Genomic DNA, 20,565 nt, shown 5'->3' with positions numbered 1-20,565 from the left:
GTCGCGTTTACTCCAGGTCGAAGCGGTCGTTCCGCATGACCTTCGTCCACGCGTCGACGAAGTCCTCGACGAGCTGCTCCTCGCCGTCGTCGGCGCCGTAGACGTCCGCGGTGGCCCGGAGTCGGGCGTTCGAGCCGAAGATGAGGTCGAGGCGGGTCGCGTCGTACTCGGCCTCGCCGGTCTCGCGGTCGCGGACCTCGAACACCTCGTCGTCCTCGTCGACGGAGACCCACTCGTACTCCATGTCGAGCAGGACGTCGAAGAAGTCGTTGGTCAGCGTGCCCGGCTCGTCGGTGAACACGCCGCGGTCGCTGTCGCCGTAGGTCGCGCCCAGCGAACGCATCCCGCCGACCAGTGCCGTCATCTCGGGCACCGTGAGGTTCAGCAGCTCGGCTTTGTCGACCATGCGCTCCTCGGGGGAGTCGTACATGTCGTCGTAGTCGCCGCTCCCGAGGTAGTTCCGGAAGCCGTCGACCTTCGGCTCGAGGTGCTCGAAGGACTCCTCGTCGGTCTGCTCCGCGGTCGCGTCGGTGCGGCCGGGCTCGAACGGCACCGTCACGTCGTAGCCGGCGTCGGCGGCGGCCTGCTCGACGGCCGCGTTGCCGCCGAGGACGATCAGATCCGCGAGCGAGACGCGCACGTCGTCGTCACGCGAGTCGTTGAACGCCGCCTGCACGCCTTCGAGCGTCTCCAGCACCGTCGCGAGCTCCTCGGGCTCGTTGACCTCCCAGCTGCGCTGGGGTTCGAGGCGGATGCGGCCGCCGTTGGCGCCGCCGCGCTTGTCGCTGTCGCGGTACGTCGATGCGGAGGCCCACGCAGTCTTCGCGAGCTGAGGGACGGTCAGATCCGTCGCGAGGATCTCCTCTTTCAGGTGGGCGATCTCCTCGTCACCGACGAAGTCGTAGTCGGCGTCCGGGATCGGGTCCTGCCAGACGAACGTTTCGTCGGGGACTTCCGGGCCGAGGAGTCGCTCGGGCGGGCCCATGTCGCGGTGGATGAGCTTGTACCACGCCTTCGCGAACGCCTCCTGGAACTCGTCGGGGTTCTCCTGGAAGCGCTCCAGCACCTCGCGGTAGTCGTCGTCGTGCTTCAGCGCCACGTCGGTCGTCAGCATCATCGGCTCCTCCGACTCCTCGGGGTTCTGGGCGCCCGGGGCGTCGTCGACCTCGTCGGCGTCGACTGGCGTCCACTGCCACGCGCCGCCGGGACCCTTGACCGAGGTCCACTCGTGGTCGAGCAGGTTGTCGACGTACGTCGTGTCCCACTGTGTCGGCGCGTCGGTCCAGGGACCCTCGATCCCGCTGGTGATCATCCCGGGGACCTCGTCGAGGTCGTAGTCCCAGCCGAGCCCCTGTTCGTCGATGGGCGCTGCCTCGGGTTCGGGGCCCATGTGCTCGTCGGGGTCGTCGGCGCCGTGGACCTTCCCGAACGTGTGGCCGCCGGCGATGAGGGCGACGGTCTCCTCGTCGTTCATCGCCATGCGGGAGAACGTCTCGCGGATGTTCGCGGCGGAGCCCTCGACGTCGGGCTCGCCGTAGGGCCCCTCCGGGTTCACGTAGATGAGGCCCATCACGGTGTTCGCGAGCGGGTCCTTGAGGTAGCCAACTTCGCCGTCCTCGAAGCGCTCGGGCGAGGTCTCCTCCCACTCCTGCTCGGGCCCCCAGACGGTCGCCTCGTTGGACTTGAACTCGTCGTCGCGGCCGCCCGCGAAGCCGAACGTCTCGAACCCCATCGTCTCCAGGGCGACGTTCCCCGCGAGGACGATCAGGTCGCCCCACGAGAGCTTGCGGCCGTACTTCAGCTTGACCGGCTGGAGCAGGCGGCGCGCCTTGTCGAGGTTGATGTTGTCCGGCCAGCTACTCTCGGGCGGGAGCCGCTGCAGGCCGCCGGCGGCGCCGGCGCGGCCGTCGGCGGTCCGGTAGGTCCCGGCGCTGTGCCAGGCCATCCGGATGAAGAAGGGACCGTACGTGCCGTAGTCCGCCGGCCACCAGTCCTTCGAGTCCATCATCACCTGCCGGATGTCGCCTTTCACCTCCTCGAGGTCGAGCTTCTCGAACTCCTCCGCGTAGTCGAACTCCTCCCCGTACGGGCTCACGTCCCGTGCGTTGTCGTCGAGGATGTCCACGTTCAGCATCTGTGGCCACCACTCTTGGTTTGTCTTTGCCATCACGAGTATAGTGCGGCTTCCGTGTCTTAAGGTTGTCCAACCTGGGCATGGCGTTCGTGGTAGGGGAGATATAATTACGTATAGTTAAATCAAAATAGCCACTATGAAAATATATTTTCTAATAGGCACAGTCACTTTTTCGATTAATGCGTAACCACAGGTCCTCCTATCGCGTATACGGCCATGTAGCCGGTGTTTTAGACGCTGTTTGAGGGCACTGTGGGCGAGCAACACTGATCACAGCTGAACAACGAGGATAGACGTTGAGAGGAGGCCGGTACGTCTCCCGAAAATGGGGGAAGCCATCGGTTCTACCGAGGGACCAGACGCGTCGGCAGACTACCGACACCGCGGTCGACGGCGGACCCGAGCCGACGACGACGAACGGCTTCCCGACGGGGCGCCGACTAACTGATGACCTGATAGCCCCTGTGAGCTTTCAGCTCGGTCAGTATAGCCGACAGTTAAATAATGCAGCAGCCCGTTAGTTTCGATGCAGTAAGGAGGACACTGGACCGTTCCGCCGACGCATTCCGGCATCCCCCACCCCACATCCCAACGGTCCGGCGTGATCTTCACGTTCGCCCGCCCCACATCGGGCGTCGTCCTCCTTACTTGCTTCTACGCCCGGTAGTCACTGCTCGGTAGCGAGCGTGGCGTCGACGCTCGGGGAACGACGACGCGTGGAAAAAGCTGGGACGGCGGGAGCGCTCAGAACGTCGGTTCGTCCTCGTTGCTTCCCTCCTGCATCGCGGGGTCCTGCTGGTCCTCGACGGTCTGGGTGAACAGGTCGCTGTCCAGTTCCTCGGTGGGCTCCTCCTCGATGTCGTAGGCGGAGACGCCGCGCTGGAGCAAGTCCTCGACGGCACGCTCACGGTTCAGGAACTCGCCGGATTCGACGAGTCGGTCGAGTTCGCCGGTGATACGGTCGGGCAGGTCGACTTCGATCTGGGCCATATCTGCCCTTCCACGCTGGAGCGGTGTGAATTTTCCGCTCGGTGGCTATATCCCGCCGCCGGTCGAACGTCGGCGCGTGCAGGCAGACGAGATCGACCCGCAGGCGAAGGCGGCACTCGACAGGCAGCGATTCTCGCTTCCACACAGCCGGCTCGGGCTGAAGCTGCTCCGTCCCGTCGCCCGGCTAGCGGCGAAGTACGGGAACCGGAACCCCCCGGCGGTCGGCAGCGTCACCGACCTCACGATCCCCGGCCCAGACGGGGAGCTCAGGGCCCGCCGATACCGGCCGGCCGACACGGGCGACGGTCCGACGGTCGTGTTCTTCCACGGTGGGGGCTACGTCTTCGGTGGCCTGGAGACCCACGACGTCCTCTGCCGGCGGCTGGCCCGCGAGAGCGGCTGTGCGGTGCTCTCGGTCGCCTACCGGCTCGCGCCGGAAAATCCGTTCCCCGCGGCCGTCGAAGACGCGTACGCGGCGACGGAGTGGGCCGCATCCAACCCCGGCTCCCTCGGTGGCGCCGAGGGGCTCGCGGTCGCGGGCGACAGCGCGGGCGGGACGCTCGCGGCCATCGTCGCGCTGATGGCCGCCGAACGCGGCGGGCCAGACCTGGCCCATCAGGCGCTTATCTACCCGGCGACCGGCGCCGAAGAGGAACAGGAGTCGGTCCGACAGAACGCGGGAATCGTGCTGAACGAAGGGGACCTGCGTTTCTTCGAAAAGTGCTACTACGGCAGCGAGATCCACCAGCGCAACCCCTACGCCGACCCCGCACGGGCTGACGACCTCTCGGGCGTCGCGCCCGCGACGGTAGTCACCGCGGGGTTCGACCCGCTTCGGGACGCCGGCAAGAGGTACGCTGAACAGCTGCTGGCCGACGGCGTCGACGTCCGCTACGAGAACTACCCTGCACAGGTCCACGGGTTCGCGACGATGGAGATCGACGCCGCCGAGACGGTCGCCTCGCGCGTCGGGCGGGATCTCAGCGACGCGCTTCGGGGGTAGGTCGGGCTGTCGGCCGTCGTGGCCCCGTTCGAACAAACAAACCGTATAGGACGATATCAACCCGGTGGTTGAGGATATACGGTATTTAGCCGAGCTGTCGTCCGTGAATTTTGCCAGTTCTATTTGTAGGAACTAACCCAGATCGCTCTCCAACCGGCTACTCTTTCATTTCGCTTTGCAGTCGACAGCGACCTCAATAGACTACGAGTGGGTCTCGCAAGGAATATTTAACCAGTTAGACAGTCAAGTCTCTGTAACTGTGCTCGGTACTACTGACGAACTGGACGATCCAATCCGCGTCCTCTACGTGAACTCCGATCCCGCGTTCGCGGAGTTGGTTCAAACCAAGCTCCAACAGACGAGTACCGAGATCGACTGTATACCTGCCGACAGTACCGACGAAGCACTGCAATATCTTGCTGCGGACCGGATCGACTGTATCGTAACGGCGTATTCGATCGAAGGTTCCGACGGCATCGAGCTCACAGAGTCGGTTCGCCAGCAGAACGACGATGTTCCGATACTCCTCTTTACTGGACAGGGAAGCGAGGAAATCGCGAGCGAAGCGACTCGTGCCGGCGTCTCGGACTACATCCCAGTCCGATCGGAGCGTGATAACTTCACACTGCTCGCGGCCCGAATCCGAACGCTCACGAAGGCTGCTCGTAAACGAACGGAGGCCGAGCAGACGAAACGGCGCTTCCGGCGAACGCTCGAACGCGCAACTGACGCGATTTACGCTGTCGATACCGAGTGGCGAATCGAGTATATGAACGACAAAATGGCCGAGCGAGTCGATCGTGACCCCAGCGCGGTCGTCGGAGAAACCATCTGGGAGGAGTTTCCGTCGATCGTCGGGACGGAACTCGAAGACAAGTATCGAACGGCGATGGAGACTGGTGAGCCGGTATCGTTCGAACAGCGTCTGGAAGAGCCGTTCGACTACTGGGTCGAAGTGCGAGCGTTCCCGGATGACGACGGGCTGAGCGTCTTTTCACGCGACATTACTACCGAGCGAGAACGGGAACTGGAGCTAGAGCGCAGTGACGCGATTCTGGAGAACATCCACGACGTCGTGTTCGTCCTCGACGAGACGGGGAACGTCGAGTTCGCGAATACGGCCGCGAAGCGGTTGCTCGCAGGGGATCAGTCGGCCCAACTCACAGGACAACAGCTCGAAACGGTCGTCGGTGACCGCGTTAGCGATCCCGATGTAACACGATTCTCCCAAGCAGTCGAATCGACGCTCGACGAGATCGAGAGCGATGGCGGGCCCCCCGGGTTGTACGATGCAGACCTCCAACTCGACGTCGTGGCCGGGACCGGCGAGCGGACGTTCGACGTCCGAGTAACCCCGTTCCAGAGTAAACAGAGCAAGCAGGTGCTCGTTGTCGCTCGAGACGTCACCGAAGAGAGCGAGGTGAAGCGGCAACTGGAACGAGAGCGGGACGCACTCGAGGACCTCCAAGCCGTCATGGCAGAAAGCGACGTCTCGGCCGAATCACGCCTCCAGAAGCTACTGGAAGTCGGCTGTCAGACGCTCGGACTCGAAATCGGCATCGTCTCGCGAATCCAGGACAGCGACTACACGGTCGAAGCAGTTCACGCACCGGAGGCCGACATCGAAGCTGGCGATCAGTTCGACCTCGAATCGACGTACTGTGCGGAAGTCGTCGGTACGGATTCGGTCTGTTCGTTCGCAGACGCCGTTAGCGACGGAAAAGAGACGCATCCTGCCTACCGTGAGTTCGAGTTAGCGTCGTACATCGGCGTGCCACTCGTCGTCGACGACACTCGCTACGGAACAGTCAATTTCTCGAGTCCAACGACGCGGGCCGCACCGTTCGGAGCGCTCGAACGAACGTTCGTCGAGCTGGTAGCACAACTCGTGAGTACCGAACTCTCGCGTCGTCGTGACCGTACCGAACTCGAACGTCAGGAGTTCCTGTTCGACCACGTCCAGGATATCGCAGACATCGGAATCTGGGAATACTTCCCATCGAGTGGCGAACTCGTCTGGTCTGACGGGGTCCGTCAGATTCACCGTGTCGACGAGGACTTCGAGCCAACGCTCGACGACGCGATCGAGTTCTACCACCCCGACGACAGAGAGGCGATTACCGCAGCAGTCGACCGAGCGATCGAAGACGGGGAACCGTACGACCTCGACCTCCGAATCGTTCGGCCCGACGGGGAGGTGCGTGACGTCCAGGCTTGGGGAGAATACGTCGACGACACACAGCGCGGTGACTCAGCACTTCGGGGTGTTTTTCAGGATATAACGGAGCGAAAAGCGGAACGCCGTGAGCACCGAGAGCTCGCGAAGGAATACGAAGCGTTGCTCGAAACGTCCGGGGACGCGATATTCTTGCTTGACGTCGATACCGCTGGTGAGGACCCGTCGTTCGAGTTCGCCAGACTCAGCCCCGGCTACGAGTCACAGACCGGAATTACGACCGAGGAAGTTCGCGGCAAGACGCCACGAGACGTGTTCGGCGACCAGGAGGGTGCTGAACTCGAGGCTAATTACACTCGCTGCGTCGATCAGGGTGCCCCGATCTCGTACCGCGAAGAGCTCGACATCGGTGACGGTGCGCAGTTCTGGGAGACCAGCCTCGCACCGGTCGTCGTCGATGGCGAGACCGTTCGCGTCGTGGGCATCGCCAGAAACGTCACCGAGCAGGTCGAACGGGAGCGCGAACTCGAAGCGACGAACCAGCGACTGGAGTCACTCATCGAGGCCACACCACTCACCGTCATGGAGATCGACACCGACGGGGCCGTCATCCGCTGGAACGACGAGGCTGAAACCATGTTCGGCTGGTCGCGCGAAGAAGTGCTTGGGGAGTTCAATCCGATAGTCCCGGACGAGCAGCAAGAAGAGTTCGCCTCACACCGCCAGCGCGTCCTGAACGGCGAGCGAATCCGAGCGAAGGAGATACGGCGAGAGACGAAGGCCGGGGACGAACTGGACCTGCTCTTGTCGGTCGCGCTGGTTACAGATTCAGACGGAGAAACCACGAGCATCCTCGCCGTCTTGGAGGACATCACCGAACAGAAAGAGCTGGAAGCTCGCCTCCGTTCGCTTCAGGACACCGCACAGCAGCTTAGCGGCGCTGAATCGAGCGACGAGATCGGAGCAATCGCCGTCGATGCCGCGGCCGAGATACTCGACCTCGATATCACCGGCATTTGGGAGTACGACGACCGGGAGAACGTGCTCGTCCCGATCACGGAAACGTCCGCAGCACGAGACCTGTTTGGTGAGCCTCCCCGGTTCACTCCGGGAGACAGTCTCGCTTGGGAGGTGTTCGAGTCCGGAGAAACCCAGATATATGATGATGTCCAAGCCCAGGGTCAACCCTACAATCCGGACACAGAGATACGGAGTGAGATTCTCGTCCCACTGGGTGAGTATGGACTCATGTCGACGGGGTCAGTTTCCACGCAGGTCTTTTCCGAGACGGACGTCGACCTGTTCCGGATCCTCGGCGCGACTGTCGAGGCAGCACTCGCACGAGCGAGCAGGGAGGAAGAACTACACCGACAGAACGAACGACTCGACCAGTTCGCGAGCGTCGTTGCCCACGACCTTCGGAACCCGCTCTCCGTCGCAATGGGGTTCCTCGAAATCGCAGAGGAGACGGGGAACGCGGAGCACTTTGAAAAAGTCGAGTCCGCACACGACCGAATACAACGACTCATCGAGGACCTCCTGACGCTGGCACGTGGGGAGACGACGATCGAGAATCCAGAAGAGATCGACCTCGAGAGTATTACGACGGAGGCGTGGGGATACGTCGACACTGAGGAGGCAACGCTTACAGTCGAAGATGGAGTTCCGACGGTCACTGGCGATGCAGGGCGCCTGACCCAACTCTTCGAGAATCTGTTCCGGAACGCAGTCGAACACGGGGGTGCTGACGTCATGGTGACTGTGGGTCGACTAGATGAGCACAACGGGTTCTACGTCGAGGATACCGGCAGCGGGATTCCCCAAGAGAGGCGAGACGACGTGTTCAAACACGGTGTCACCTCCAGTGAAGGGGGAACCGGGTTCGGGCTCTCGATCGTGGCCGATATCGCGAAGGCACACGGCTGGACGGTTTCGGTGACGGACGGAACCGATGGCGGGGCGCGCTTCGAGTTCAAGCGATCGACGTAGTACCCGTTGTCAGTGAGCAAACTGTGCCCGCGGCCTATGTATTGAGAGAGCAGTCTCAACTACTGGGGACGACCCCGAACGGAACCGATCGGAACGACAGGGGGGGCACTTATGCCGTCGTCGGCCCACCGATCCGGGTAGATGCTGCGAGACGGGACGGTCTTCGAAGACGAGCATCTCCCCCGGGAGATCGTCGGGCGCAACAGCCAGATGAACGAGGTGACCGACGCGCTCGCGCCCGTCGAGCACGGCGCACGCGCCGAGAACTGCTTCCTGTTCGGCCCAAGCGGCGCCGGCAAGACCACCGTCGCCCGCGCCGCCGTTCGGGCGCTCCGCCGCGAGGTGCTCGACGTGCCGACCGCCTACGTCAACTGCTGGACGGACTACACGCGGCGCAGCGTGCTCGAACGCGCGGCGAACGAACTCGTCGACGCCGTGGTCCCGAAGAACGCGGCGACTCGTGACCTGATCGACGCGCTCCAGACCGGCCTCGACGGGCCAAGCGTCGTCGTGCTCGACGAGGTCGACCAGCTCCAGGAGCCGAACACGCTGTACGACCTCCACTCGGTGCCCGGCCTGGCGTGGATCTGCATCGCGAACCGCGAGGTGGACCTGCTCGCGCGGCTCGACGAGCGCGTCCACTCCCGCGTCTCCGTGGGCTATCGCGTGCAGTTCGACCGCTACACCGTCGAGACGGTCACGGAAATCCTCGACCGTCGGGCCGCACAGGGTCTGGAAGCCGGTACCGTCGAGCGCGAGACGCTGAAACGCATCGCCGAACGCGTCGACGGTGACGCCCGGCAGGCGATCACCGCGCTCCGCGTGGCCGCCCGCAAGAGCGAGCGGGAGGGGCTGTCGGCGATCCCGTCGCGGCTCGTCGAGGACGCCGTCTTCGACGCCGAGGCCGAGGTCCGCCAGAAGACTATCTCGAAGCTCAACGACCACCAGCGCGTGCTGTACGAGTGTATCGAGGACGAGGGCCCGCTGATCCAGAAGGAGCTGTACGAGCGGTACGAGCGGGCCCACGCCGACCCCATCACGCTCCGCGCGCTTCGGAAGAGCCACCTGCCGAAGCTGGAACACTACAACCTGATCGAGACCGAGCGCGGCGCTCGGGGGAAGCGCTACCGGCTCGCTTCGCAGGACGCCTGAGGCGCCGCTTCCCGAGATGTCGCTCGGTCACGCCGGCGCCGATGCTCGGTCCGATTCCGCGGCCGGACACTGTCTCGACGGTCCAGCCCCAAAGTGTGGAGCGCGGCGACGACGGCGCCCGCGGAGAGCCAGATCGCCGCCTCGGCATCGACGACGCCGGCGTGCCAGCCCGCGTAGAGTGCGATCCAGAGCAGCGCGCCAGTCGCGATCGCGCTGGTCGAACCGTTCGTGGACGTGCCGAGCAGTCGACCCAGCCCGCGCGGCGGTTCGATCCCGAACAGTCGCGCGAGCGCCCGGACAACCGGCGGGACGCGGGCGTCCCGTTCGGCTCGTCGTCGCACGGGTCGGCTCCCCCGTGCTGAGCGGTCGTCCCGAGCGCCGATGGTCCGCGACTGCCCCCGCCGCCGACGCGCCGGTACTGCGCCACGGCGGACGCGTCGTCGCCGATCTCCTCCTGGGTCACTGCTCCTCTTCCCGTTCGACTCCTGTACGTGTTCTCGGCCTTTGTGCGTACCAGTCGGTCGATGGGTCGCCATACGCCCTCTCGGTTCGGTATCGCAATGAAGCCTCTTCGGGTGGTTCCGTTCGGTTCGTGATGGTGTGAAACCGACCGACAGAAGGGAGAACGGATGGTTCCGTTCGCGTTCCGGACGCCGTCGACTAGCGCGGCTCAGTGCTCGGCGAACCAGCGCTCCAGCTCCTCGAGCCGGTGGATCGCGCGGTCGGGATCGCCGATGTTGTGGTGTTCGTCGGGGTAGATCACCAGCCGCGAGTCGACGCCCTGCTTTCGCACCGAGACGAACAGCTGTTCGGCCTGCGTCGGCGGGCAGCGCCAGTCGTTCTCGCCGGCGGTGACCAGAAGCGGCGTGTCGACGCCGCCGACGTCGGTGATCGAGGAGATCTCGCGGTACGTGTCGACGTTCTCCCACGGTAGGCCGAACTCGTCCTCGTGCCAGAGGTGGTTGTCGTCGGTGCCGAACGTGGCGTAGAAGTCGTAGATGCCGTGCTCGGCCGCCGCAGCGGCGAAGACGTCGGACTTCGTCACCGTCGCGGCGGTGGTGACGCCGCCGTAGGAGAAGCCGGTGAGGTAGAGTCGGTCCTCGTCGGCCCACCCCTCCTCGACGAGGTGTTCGACGCCCGTGACCACGTCGTCGACCTCCTTGTCACCCCGAGTCCCGCGCAGTCGCTCGGCGAACTCCTGCCCGTAGGAGGTCGAGCCGCGGTAGTTGGTTCGGAGGACGATGTAGTCGTTGCTCGTCCAGAACAGTTGATCGAAGCCGAACGCCGGCGAGTCGTACGACATCGGCCCGCCGTGGACCGAGGAGACCACCGGACGCGGGTCGGGATCCTCCGGATCGAATCCCGGCGGGAGGTACGCCAGCCCGTGGATAGTGACGCCGTCGGAGTTCTCCCAGGAGACGCGCACGCAGTCGTGGTGTTCGTCGACCAGATCGGCGTTGACCTCGCTGACGCGTGCAAGTCCCGCCTCGTCGGCATCGGCGCCCTTCTCCGCGTCACCGGAAACGGTCCCCGTTTCCGGTTGGCGAACGGGAGCTTCGCTCCCGTCAACGTCGAGCCCCTCACGCCCCATCGCGTAGATGTCGGCGCCCGCCGTGGGATCGGCCATTCGGAACGCGAGCGTGTCGCCGTCCGCCGAGACCGAGAGCCCCGAGACGGATCTGCTCCGGCCCTGCGCGACGAACACACGCTCGGGATCGTCTTCCTCGGCGTCGAGGCGGACCATCCGGGTGTTCCCCTCGTCGCCGAACAGGCCGACGAGCGTGTCGTCGTCGAGCCAGTGGGGGTTGCCGCCGAACGCGATCGTGCGGTCGAGCGACTCCGAGACCGACCGAAAATCGCCGCTCTCCACGTCGAGCACGTACGCCTCGGTCGGCTTGTACCAGTTGTACGGGTCACCGCCGCCGACGGCGATCCGGCTCCCGTCGGGCGACCATCGCGGCTGCTGGACGCGCATTCCGGCGTCAGTCAGCTGCTGGTACCCCGTGCCGTCCGGGCGGATCGTGTAGACGTTCCGGACGTGGGTGTCGTCGGGGTCTTCCTCGTGCTGGGCGACGAACGCGATCCGGTCGCCGTCGGGCGACCACGCGGGCTGGAGCCCCCGGCGGTCGCCCTTTTCCTCGTCGTCGTAGGCGTTGTCGAGCCGGACCGTCTCGCGGCTGTCGGCGTCGACGACGAACAGGTAGCTGGACACCTCGTCCATCCAGCCCGCACCGTCGCCTTTGTGCTGGAGTCGGTCGATCTCGATCGGCCCGTCCTCGTTGCGCTGCTGCAGGTACTCCTCGTCCTCCTCGGTGGGATCGCGGGCGGCGATCACGAGGCGCTCGCCGTCCGGGCCCCAGTCGAACTCCGCGACGCCGTAGTCGCGGTCGGTGAGCTGGCGGGCGTCGCCGCCGCGCTCCATGTCGAACGACCAGACCTGCGGTTTCGGTCCCTCGCCCACCGGGCCGCCGTTCTCCTCCTCGTCGTCCGCGCCTTCCTCCGCCCCGTTCTCGACGGCGACGCCGGCGTCGGTCTCGCGGGCCGCGACGAACGCGAGGCGGTCGCCGTCGGGCGACCACTGCGGCGAGGACGCGCTGGAGGCGCGGGTGAGCCGGTAGGGATCGGCGGAGCCGTCGGTCGGTGCGACGAACAGCGACGTGTGGCGGTCGTCCTCCTCGGCGTCGAACTCGCTGACCAGGAACGCCACCCGCTCCCCGTCGGGGGAAACGGTGGCGCCGGTCGCGATCGAGAAATCGTAGAACCGCTCCGGGGACAGTTCGTCCATGGCTCCGATGGGCGTGGCGGCATCAAAAACGTACGCCCCGCGGCCGTTCCTACGGCTTCGGTCGGCTTCACCGGCAGAAAGTCGTCGGCGAGATCACTCGCCCGCCACGGCTGACCGCGTGCCGTGACGATCACTCGCCCGCCACGGCTGACCGCGTGCCGTGACGATCAGTTCCCCGTTACAGAGGTGTGGCTGACAGTCGCCGCACCTCAGTCGTCCGCCACGGGGTTCTCCTCGGGCTCGCCGTGGACGGCGCTCTCGATGATCCCGCGCGTGTCGTGGACGAGCTGGACCAGTGCCTCGCGGCGGGCGGCGAACAGCCCGAGTGCGAGCAGGATGTACGTCGCAGTGAACAGGTGTAGCAGCTGGATCTCCGTGACCGGAAGGTGGACAATCTCCCGGAGCGCGAGGAACTCGAGCACCACCTGCGAGATGAACAGGAGGAACAGCCCGACCGCCTCCCGCACGTCGATCTCGAAGTTGATGATCAGCGCGAGCGCGAACAGCGACTGCGCCGCGGTGATCCAGATCTCGGCCTCCTGCTTCGCGTCGAACGCCAGCGCGCCGTACTCGCCCAGCGCGATCGAGTGGACGATCACCAGCGTCCCGATCAGCAGGGTCCACTGGTTCAGCTTCGAGGAGATCAGCGCGTTGAACCCCGCGGTCGAGCGGGCCTTCCGGACCAGCACGACGACGACGATGAGCTCCGGCGACTCCGAAGCCAGCGGCGCGATCCACTGGATCATGAAGAAGGAGGGGATGCCGATGTCCTCGCCCAGCAGTTCGAGGCTGTGGGCGAACGGCTCGACGGCGGTGAAGATGATCATGCCCGAGAACGCGAACAGCGTGATCACCGTCAGCGCCCGATACGGGTTGGGGATCCTCCCCAGCATCGCCGGGACGCCGACGTGTTCGGCGTGCTCTTCGGGCTCACCGCGGAGTACGACCCCGATGTAGAGGATGTACAACCCGACGAGGAACGCCATGTCGAAGATGTCGATCCCGGGGCCGAGCGGGACGAGGAACGCCCACGCGGTCGCGGCCAGCAGGAACGCGATTTCGAGGCTGATGTCGCGGTCGAGCGAGACGGCGTCTTTGAGGAAGCCGCTACGATCCTTCACGGCGGGGTCCTCGTCGGCGCCCGAGCGGAACACCGTGTACAGCGCGACGCCGGCCCAGCCGATACCGATCAGGATGCGGTTCGCGCCGGTCATGTTCGCGACCGCGAGGTTGCCGGCCTCGGCGCCGGCAGGCGTGCCGGCCTGCACGCCGGCCTGCCACGCGTACAGCGCGTCGACGGCGTACTCCGGCGCGACCGCGAGCACTGCGAGCACCGCGATCGCGAACGCCCGTGGCACGTCTTTCTCGGCGGTCTCGGCGCCCCACGTCAGCAGGAACGAGGCGCCGAGGATGCCGACGCCGGCGACGGCGACGGTCGGGAGGGCTGCCAGACCGCCGGCCGCCCCGCTCAGCCACCCGCCCAGCCACGGGAGGGTGAGTACCGTTGCGACGACGAGCATTCCAAGCTTTCTCGTGTTCATTCGGGTCTGGACGGAGCGAGCACCGGAGTTGATAAAAATCACAGGATACCGAAGCCACGGCGGTTTTTCGCAGTCTCGGGGCCGCTGGCGGCTGTTCGGCCACGATCCCGCTCACGGGCGAATTCACGCGGTATCGGGGGTACAACGCCGGGATATCGTGGGTATTGGGCGAAAACGAACGATGTGATGGCGGAACGACTTACACTATTCGAAATTTTCGAAAATTTTGAGAATTCTAGACTGCTCTCGGAGTATCGGCGGTTCACGCATCGTGAGAACTCTTAAGTACTCCGCGGCGGATCCCCGAACGTATGATTCGGGACGCAGCGACCGCACGGGCGGGCGAGCGCGAGAGCCGTCCACCCGGGTCGGATCGCGGGGTGGCAGCCTGATGGGTGGCGCCGTGGCCGTCTCGCTTCAGAAGGGGGGTGTGGGAAAGACCACCGTCGCGATCAATCTCGCGGACGCGCTCGCGGTCCGTGGCCACGACGTGCTGCTGGTCGACCTCGATCAGCAGGGCAACGCCACGGAGGGCGTCGGCCTCAAGGAGGAGTACGAGCGGGCGAGCCCCCACGTCGGCGACGTGCTGACCGACGACGATCCCGTCGACGCGAGCGAGGTGGTCGTCGAGCGGGATGGGTTCGACGTGTTCCCCGCCCACGTCGACCTCGACGAGATCGCCGACCGCGTTCGGAACTCCACGTTCGGGATGCTCTGGGTGCGCCGCCGGATCGTCGAACCGCTGCTCGAGGAGACGTACGACTACGTCGTCGTCGACTCGCCGCCGAGCTTGGGGCCGCTGTCCGATGCCGCGCTGATCGGCGCCGGCAACGTGATCGTCCCGCTGCTGATGAGCGAACCCAGCGTCAGCGGCTTCGAGCGTATGTGGGACCAGCAGATCGTCCCCATCCGCAACGAGGTGGATCTGGAGCTGCTCGCGATCGTCCCGAACGATCTCACGGGCAACAACGAGGAGCGACGCATCATCGAGGACCTAGAGAACTCGCCGTTCGCGGAGCACCTGCCCGAGTTCTGCCGGTCCGCCGAGTTCGACGACCCCGACTCCCCGGGGCCGGGGATCCGCCACCGCATCGCGTTCAGCCGCGCGTGGCGCGACGGCCAGACGCTCCGGGAGTACGACCCCGACAACGACATGCTCGACAGACTCGACAAACTCGCCGAGACCGTGGAGGAGAATGCCTGACGACAACCGCTTCGCCGGTCTCTCCGATGCCGACGAGGAGACCGACGCCGAGCCCGAGGAGCCGGCGGACGCTGACGACGCCGAGGAGTCCGGCGCTGGACCTGCCTTTGAGTTCGACGTGACCACCGCAAAGAGCATCTACGTCCGGCCGGAGACGCTGGAACTGCTCGAGGACGCCGAGTTCGAGGTGGAGAGCCTGCTCCGCCGGGAACACGGGATCCGCGACGTGACCGGCCGCGAGTTCCACGACGCTGCCGTCCGCGTGCTGGCCGAGCACGCCGACGAGATCGTCGAGCGGATTCTCGACGAACGCGAGCAGGACTGACGCCGACTAACTCGAACAGCGCTGGCCGTCGTCCGGCAACGCTCTCCACGCCATCGAGAACGGACTCGCCAGTCACGGTGCCGTCGGTCGGTTCCCCGAGTGGACAGAACGCTTTCAGCAACCGGGGGCGATCCAGCGTCGACTGGCAGAATGCGTCGCTAGTCGCCCGTCGCGGCGCCTTCGGGGGCGTCGGATTCGGCGTGGTCGACCTCGCCGGACTCGGGGCTGTTCGCGGTGTACACTCGCTTGCGGGCGTCCTTCAAGCAGATCTCCTCGGTCACCAGCCCGGCGTCCTCGAGGCGGCCGAGCGCGTCGCGCACGGTGCGGCCGGCGAGCTGGGTCTCCTCGGTGACCTGGCTCTGGGTCATGCGGTCGTTCTCTTGGAGGACGAGGTGGACCAGCTTCGCGCTGGGGGGCAGGTCGGCCATCTCGGCCTCGGTGGCGACGTCGCTCACTGTCGCCCCACGCTGCGGGTGGTTGTCGCCGGGCGCCCGCGCGCCGGCGGGGCGTCGGTACCGATAGATCGAACAATATTCTCGCGCACGGATGCCCGTATGCGCGCGCGACCCTTAAGCAGTTCTTGACCCTGAGGTAAGTCGGTGACATCAGTGTTACCGGACGCCCGGTACGAGACCGGCGGCGTCAGCGGACCGTGCTCTCCGCGAGCTCGCCCAGCGGTCGCGTGCGGGTGAACGCCGGCGTCGAGACCCGAACCTCGGTGTCGGCGTCGACGCCGGCGAAGCGCAGGTGGATCGAGAAGCGGCCGTCGTCGCCGATCGGGGCGGCCTCGTACTGTCGATCGACCGACGCCCAAGCGTACTCACCCGCGTACTCCGCGGCGACCTCGCCGTCGATCCGCCACTCAGAGAGCGCCGCGTCGTCACTCTCGCCGAACGCCGTGCCGGCCATCGGGTAGCCATGATCTGACCACTCGCGGAACCCCTCGTCGATGACGTACACGTCCTCGTAACCGGCCTTCTGGAGCCCGGCGGCCCGGAGCGAGGAGAGGTGGTGCGGGCAGCCACAGTAGGCGACGATGCGCGCGTCGGTCGGCCAGCCGTCGATGCCGCCGCCGGTCGAGCCCTGCTGCGCCGGCGAGAGCACGCTGCCGTAGAGGTGTGAGCGCGTGTACTGTCTCAGCCCGCGTGCGTCGACGAACCGGGCCTCGGCACGCAGGTACCACGCCCGGGCCGATTCGATCGGGAGCAGCCGGACCGCCTCGTCGTTGACCGTCAGCGTCTCCAGTGCGTCGGGGTCGACGCCCGGCGACTCGGGTGGGTCCGGGAACGCCGGCGGGCGCCCGTCGGTCGGATCACCGTCGTCGGGGTAGTCGCCGTTCGCGACCATCGTCTCGTCGATGCTACCGGGGTGTTCGAACGGCGCGCCGCCGGTCTCTCCGGCGTCGTCGGAGGAACAGCCCGCGACGGCGACCGTCGACGCCGCCCCGAGCGTAGCGAGGAACTCGCGTCGATCCATGTTCGAGATTCGACGCCGACGCCGAAACCGCTTTCGCTCGGCTCCCTCCCGCGCTACTCTCGGTCCGCTCCATCGACCGCCACCGCTCGGACCGGCGCGCCGTCGCCGCCCAGTGCGATCGGCTGGGCCCGGAGCTCGAAGCGCTCGGAGACGCTACCGAGGTTCGTGAGATTCTCGAACACCAGCACGCCCGCCCCGAGCAGCGCGTGGTGGGCGCCGAAGGGATCGCGGCCGTCGAGGTGCATCTCTCCCTCGGCCGGCGGCGTCGGATCCGGGCTGAACGCGTCGATCGCGACGGCGAGCCCGCGGTCGGCACAGCGCTCGGCGGCGGCCACCGAGAGGTAGGGGTGGTCGCGGTAGCGCTCGCACTCCCAGTGACGGTCCCAGCCGGTCCGGAACACCGCACAGTCCGCGCCGGCCGGATCCGGCACGCGGCCGGCGGGGATCGGCTCCCGCGCGTCGAGGTCGGTGCAGTCGACGACCACGGCGTCGCGGACGAACGCCGAGACGGGGTAGGAACCGAGCGTGTCGCCGTCCTTCTCGGTGTGAGATGGCGCGTCGACGTGCGTGCCCGCGTGGCTCCCGCAGGTGAGTTCGCTGACCCGGCAGCCGTCGGCCGCGAACGTGTCCGCGGCGTCGACGCTGACCGCGGGGTCGCCGGGGTAGACGGGCATCCCGGACTCGATGGGGTGGGTGAGGTCCTGCATCGTCATCGGCCGTCGTACACCACGTCGCCGTCGAGCACCGTCAGTTCGACGCCGATCTCCTCGAACGAGTCGGCGTTCTCGTAGGGGTCGGAATCGAGCACGACCGCGTCGGCGAAGCGCCCCGGTTCGAGGACGCCTTTCTCGTCCGCTTGGAACTCCGCGTAGGCGGCGCCGCGCGTGGAGGCAACGAGCGCCTCGTCGACGGTGAGCCGCTGGCTCTCGTAGGGAGACTCGACGGCGAAGCTCATCCCGTACAGCGGTCCGGGCGGCATCTTGTCGCTGCCAAAGGCCAGCGGGACGCCGGCGTCGAGCACGTCGCGGTAGCGGTTGTTCTCGGGGCGTACGTCGCTCCCGAGGCGGTTCTCGTACAGCCCGTCCGCGCCGTTCCACTGGAGGAAGTTGGGCTGCATCGACGCGACGATGCCGAGGTCGGCCATGCGATCGATCGCCTCGTCGGTCGCGAGTTCGGCGTGCTCGATCCGGAGCCGCGGGTCGAACTCCTCGTCGTACGATTCGAGGGCACGCTCGTACTCGTCGATCACCACGTCGATCGCCGCGCCACCGATCGCGTGGGTCGCGATCTGCTGGTTCGTGCGCGCGGCGCGGGCGAACCACTCCCGGAGCTGCTCGCGGTCGTTCACCATCTCCCCGTGGCCGCCGCCGGCGTACTCGCGGTGGGTCTTGGCGGTCTCGGAGCCGATCGAGCCGTCGGAGAACGTCTTCAGCCCGCCGACGCGCAGCCAGTCGTCGCCGAACCCCGAGGCGATCTCCAGGTCCGACAGCGACGCCGCCTGCCACTGCGGCACGTAGAACGTCGTCCGGAGGTCGAGGTCGTCGTCGCGCCAGTGGGCGAACAGCGCCTCCTGCTGGACGTAGCCGTGGTCTCGGACGCGGGTCAGCCCCGCGACGGTCTGGATCGACGTGACGCCGAGTTCGTGGTAGCGATCGATTGCGGCGTCCAGCGCCTCGCGGGCTTTCGGCACGTCCGGGTAGGAGGCCGCCCGCACGCGGCCCGTGGCGTCCTCGACGACTCGGCCGGTCGGCTCGCCGCTCTCGGTTCGCACGTCGTGTTCGACGCCGGCGAAGTCGACTGCTTCGAGCGCGCGGCTGTTGAGCGTCGCCGAGTGGCCGTCGACGCGGACCGCGACGATCGGGTGCTCCTCGGAGACCGCGTCGAGTTCGGCCTTCGTGAGGTAGTCGCGCCCGCCCGCGGGCCAGGTGCTCTCGTCGTACTGGAAGCCGAGCACCCACTCCCCGGCCGGCGTCGACTCCGCATTCTCGGCCAGCAGCGCCAGCGCTTCCCCGCGGTCGTCGGCTGCCGAGAGGTCGGTCTCCAGCAGGCCGATCCCAACCGAGAACACGTGGGTGTGGGCGTCGTTGAACCCCGGGAGAACAGTCCGTCCAGCAAGATCGATCGTCTCGGCATCGGTCGCGGCCTCCTCGACCGTCGCGGTGTCGCCGACTGCGGCCACGCGACCGTCGCGGAACAGGACGCTGTCGGCGACCCGTCGATCGTCGTCGAGCGTGTGGACGGTGCCGCCACACAACAGGAGTTCGGACATACCGGCGCGGGGGGTGGCTCGGAGTTAAGCGTTCTCACGCCGCCAATGGCTCCGGGGAGTCAGTCGACCGTCGTCGCCGGGTCGTCCTGCTCGGGCCGGATGTCGCGGCTGATCTCCTTCCACTTCCCGCTGTTGAACCGCCAGTAGTTGATCGCCGCGGGGACGATCGTCTCTGCCATGAACGCGAGATACACGCCCCAGATGCCCAGCGCGGTCACCGAGCCGAGGTAGACCAGCGGGATCGAACAGCAGAACATCCCGAGGAACTGGCTCAGGAACGGGACGCGGGTGTCGCCGCTGGCGTCCAGCGGGCCGATCGAGGAGCCCGAGATTCCCCGGAACAGCAGCGCGACACAGGCCGCGTAGATCAGGCTGACAGCGATCGGTTCGGTCGCGGGCGGGGAGTCGCTGTTGATGAACAGGCTCACCAGCGGCCCGGCGAAGGCCGCAGTGATCGCCGCCGAGACCGCGTACGTCGCGACCGAGAAGCGGATGATGTCACGGCCGTACGCCTCCGCGAGCGCCTCCTTCCCCTGTCCGAGCGCCTGCCCGGAGAGGCTGGAGGCCGCGAGGCCGAACCCCCAGCCGGGCGTGTTCATGATCCCCCAGATGCGTCGTGCGACGACAAAGGCCGCGAGCGTGCCGTCGCGGTAGTTCCCGAGGAAGGCGAGCATCGGGAACTCCGCGGCGGTCCAGACGAGGTTGCGCGCGCCGACGGGGGTGCCGATCCGGACCAGATCGCGCAGCGTCCCGGGGTCGACGTACGTCCCGACAGGGTCGATCTCGACGGGGAAGTCGCCGAAGCCGGGGATCGCCCCACGCGAGAGCCCGAGCGCGAACGCGGTCACCGCGAACACGTTCGAGAGCACGGTGCCCAGCGCCGCACCCTCGACGCCCCAGCCGAGGACGACGATGAACACGGCGTTGAGGACGACGTTGACGACCGCGCCGCCGGCCCGGACCTGCATCGCGGTGTAGGCGTCGTCGGCGCCGACGAGCACGCGGCTCCCCACGAGGTTCAGCCCCGCGAAGGGGATGCCCAGCCCGACGACCCGGAGGTAGCGTGCGGCGTAGTCGATCTGGGTCGGGTCGCTGTTGATCAGCCTGACCAACTGCTCGGGCACCAGCCAGAACGTGAGCGTCACGGGGAGCGAGACGACGATCACCAGCAGCGTGCTGGAGCGGACCGCCAGCCCGAGCTTCTCGTAGGCGTCCGCGCCGTAGCGCTGGGAGACCAGCGCGATCGTCCCGCCGGCGACGCCGCCGCCGATCGCGAACGCGAGTCCCCAGAACGGGCCCGCCACCCCGACGCCGGCGATCGCGTCGGCGCCGAGTACCGCGCCGACCATCGCCACGTCGGCGGCGTTTTTCGACATCCGGGCGACGCCGGTGACGATGCGGGGCCACGCCAGATCGGCAGTCTCGATCGCCCGCTCGCGGTCGATCAGGCCGAAGCGTGCCAGCGCCAGCCCGATGTAGAGGATGGGCAGCCGGAGGACGTCTGCAGTGCGGGACACTCGT

The 20,565-nt window shown here is 66.7% G+C and carries 15 protein-coding genes; 5 read left to right on the top strand and 10 right to left on the bottom strand.

Going from position 1 to position 20,565, the window contains the following annotated elements:
* Positions 1 to 7: 7 nt before the first annotated feature.
* Together katG and BN1959_RS09200 are read right to left on the bottom strand one after the other, a co-directional pair.
* Positions 8 to 2,167 carry a catalase/peroxidase HPI gene (katG, locus tag BN1959_RS09205; RefSeq protein ID WP_053948380.1) on the bottom strand — a complete coding sequence of 720 codons (2,160 nt, stop codon included), beginning with the start codon at positions 2,165 to 2,167 and terminating at the stop codon, positions 8 to 10.
* Positions 2,168 to 2,878: 711 nt separating this feature from the next.
* Complete coding sequence (locus BN1959_RS09200; RefSeq protein ID WP_053948379.1) at positions 2,879 to 3,124, bottom strand: DUF7120 family protein; 246 nt, start codon at positions 3,122 to 3,124, stop codon at positions 2,879 to 2,881.
* A gap of 76 nt (positions 3,125 to 3,200) precedes the next feature.
* On the opposite strand from BN1959_RS09200, the gene BN1959_RS09195 reads away from it, so the two are divergent.
* The 3 genes from BN1959_RS09195 to BN1959_RS09185 all read left to right on the top strand — a co-directional run bounded on the left by BN1959_RS09195 (position 3,201) and on the right by BN1959_RS09185 (position 9,444).
* A complete protein-coding gene (locus tag BN1959_RS09195) occupies positions 3,201 to 4,127 on the top strand; it encodes an alpha/beta hydrolase (protein WP_053948378.1) in 927 nt (308 codons plus the stop codon).
* A 259-nt stretch (positions 4,128 to 4,386) separates the two neighbouring features.
* Complete coding sequence (locus BN1959_RS09190) at positions 4,387 to 8,292, top strand: PAS domain-containing protein (RefSeq protein ID WP_079978650.1); 3,906 nt, start codon at positions 4,387 to 4,389, stop codon at positions 8,290 to 8,292.
* 141 nt (positions 8,293 to 8,433) lie between these two features.
* Complete coding sequence (locus tag BN1959_RS09185; protein WP_053948377.1) at positions 8,434 to 9,444, top strand: Cdc6/Cdc18 family protein; 1,011 nt, start codon at positions 8,434 to 8,436, stop codon at positions 9,442 to 9,444.
* On the opposite strand, the gene BN1959_RS09180 is transcribed toward BN1959_RS09185, so the two are convergent.
* From BN1959_RS09180 to BN1959_RS09170, 3 genes are all read right to left on the bottom strand, one after another.
* Positions 9,417 to 9,785, bottom strand: a complete 369-nt coding sequence (locus tag BN1959_RS09180) for a hypothetical protein (protein WP_053948376.1) — start codon at positions 9,783 to 9,785, stop codon at positions 9,417 to 9,419. The genes BN1959_RS09185 and BN1959_RS09180 overlap by 28 nt on opposite strands.
* A gap of 329 nt (positions 9,786 to 10,114) precedes the next feature.
* Positions 10,115 to 12,229, bottom strand: coding sequence for a S9 family peptidase (locus BN1959_RS09175; protein WP_053948375.1), 2,115 nt, complete (start codon positions 12,227 to 12,229; stop codon positions 10,115 to 10,117).
* 209 nt (positions 12,230 to 12,438) lie between these two features.
* A complete protein-coding gene (locus tag BN1959_RS09170) occupies positions 12,439 to 13,770 on the bottom strand; it encodes a sodium:calcium antiporter (RefSeq protein ID WP_053948374.1) in 1,332 nt (443 codons plus the stop codon).
* A 391-nt stretch (positions 13,771 to 14,161) separates the two neighbouring features.
* On the opposite strand from BN1959_RS09170, the gene BN1959_RS09165 reads away from it, so the two are divergent.
* Together BN1959_RS09165 and BN1959_RS09160 are read left to right on the top strand one after the other, a co-directional pair.
* On the top strand, positions 14,162 to 14,974 hold the full coding sequence (locus BN1959_RS09165) for a ParA family protein (RefSeq protein WP_053948373.1): 813 nt from the start codon (positions 14,162 to 14,164) through the stop codon (positions 14,972 to 14,974).
* Positions 14,967 to 15,299 carry a hypothetical protein gene (locus BN1959_RS09160; RefSeq protein ID WP_053948372.1) on the top strand — a complete coding sequence of 111 codons (333 nt, stop codon included), beginning with the start codon at positions 14,967 to 14,969 and terminating at the stop codon, positions 15,297 to 15,299. The genes BN1959_RS09165 and BN1959_RS09160 overlap by 8 nt, the downstream gene beginning before the upstream one ends.
* 158 nt (positions 15,300 to 15,457) lie before the next feature.
* Here BN1959_RS09160 and BN1959_RS09155 read toward each other — a convergent pair whose 3' ends face one another.
* The 5 genes from BN1959_RS09155 to BN1959_RS09135 all read right to left on the bottom strand — a co-directional run bounded on the left by BN1959_RS09155 (position 15,458) and on the right by BN1959_RS09135 (position 20,561).
* Positions 15,458 to 15,727, bottom strand: coding sequence for a winged helix-turn-helix transcriptional regulator (locus BN1959_RS09155; RefSeq protein WP_079978744.1), 270 nt, complete (start codon positions 15,725 to 15,727; stop codon positions 15,458 to 15,460).
* Positions 15,728 to 15,941: 214 nt separating this feature from the next.
* Positions 15,942 to 16,775: a rhodanese-like domain-containing protein gene (locus tag BN1959_RS09150; RefSeq protein ID WP_053948371.1), complete on the bottom strand. Its 834-nt coding sequence runs from the start codon at positions 16,773 to 16,775 to the stop codon at positions 15,942 to 15,944.
* Positions 16,776 to 16,828: 53 nt separating this feature from the next.
* On the bottom strand, positions 16,829 to 17,482 hold the full coding sequence (locus BN1959_RS09145) for a cyclase family protein (RefSeq protein ID WP_053949360.1): 654 nt from the start codon (positions 17,480 to 17,482) through the stop codon (positions 16,829 to 16,831).
* Positions 17,483 to 17,484: 2 nt separating this feature from the next.
* Positions 17,485 to 19,044 carry an amidohydrolase gene (locus BN1959_RS09140; RefSeq protein ID WP_053948370.1) on the bottom strand — a complete coding sequence of 520 codons (1,560 nt, stop codon included), beginning with the start codon at positions 19,042 to 19,044 and terminating at the stop codon, positions 17,485 to 17,487.
* A gap of 59 nt (positions 19,045 to 19,103) precedes the next feature.
* Entirely contained in the window at positions 19,104 to 20,561 is a 1,458-nt protein-coding gene (locus tag BN1959_RS09135; protein WP_053948369.1) for an MATE family efflux transporter, read from the bottom strand.
* Between the last annotated feature and the right edge of the window lie 4 nt (positions 20,562 to 20,565).

Source organism: Halolamina sediminis (assembly GCF_001282785.1).
GTDB classification, from domain to species: Archaea; Halobacteriota; Halobacteria; order Halobacteriales; family Haloferacaceae; genus Halolamina; species Halolamina sediminis.
This window is presented reverse-complemented; position numbering and strand designations above follow the sequence as displayed.

Excerpts from the sequence above, each read along its gene's own strand:
- katG (WP_053948380.1), bottom strand. The coding sequence starts at position 2,167 with ATGGCAAAGACAAACCAAGAGTGGTGGCCACAGATGCTGAACGTGGAC.
- BN1959_RS09200 (WP_053948379.1), bottom strand. The coding sequence starts at position 3,124 with ATGGCCCAGATCGAAGTCGACCTGCCCGACCGTATCACCGGCGAACTC.
- BN1959_RS09185 (WP_053948377.1), top strand. The coding sequence starts at position 8,434 with ATGCTGCGAGACGGGACGGTCTTCGAAGACGAGCATCTCCCCCGGGAG.
- BN1959_RS09175 (WP_053948375.1), bottom strand. The coding sequence starts at position 12,229 with ATGGACGAACTGTCCCCGGAGCGGTTCTACGATTTCTCGATCGCGACC.
- BN1959_RS09170 (WP_053948374.1), bottom strand. The coding sequence starts at position 13,770 with ATGAACACGAGAAAGCTTGGAATGCTCGTCGTCGCAACGGTACTCACC.
- BN1959_RS09165 (WP_053948373.1), top strand. The coding sequence starts at position 14,162 with ATGGGTGGCGCCGTGGCCGTCTCGCTTCAGAAGGGGGGTGTGGGAAAG.
- BN1959_RS09160 (WP_053948372.1), top strand. The coding sequence starts at position 14,967 with ATGCCTGACGACAACCGCTTCGCCGGTCTCTCCGATGCCGACGAGGAG.
- BN1959_RS09155 (WP_079978744.1), bottom strand. The coding sequence starts at position 15,727 with ATGGCCGACCTGCCCCCCAGCGCGAAGCTGGTCCACCTCGTCCTCCAA.
- BN1959_RS09150 (WP_053948371.1), bottom strand. The coding sequence starts at position 16,775 with ATGGATCGACGCGAGTTCCTCGCTACGCTCGGGGCGGCGTCGACGGTC.
- BN1959_RS09145 (WP_053949360.1), bottom strand. The coding sequence starts at position 17,482 with ATGCAGGACCTCACCCACCCCATCGAGTCCGGGATGCCCGTCTACCCC.
- BN1959_RS09140 (WP_053948370.1), bottom strand. The coding sequence starts at position 19,044 with ATGTCCGAACTCCTGTTGTGTGGCGGCACCGTCCACACGCTCGACGAC.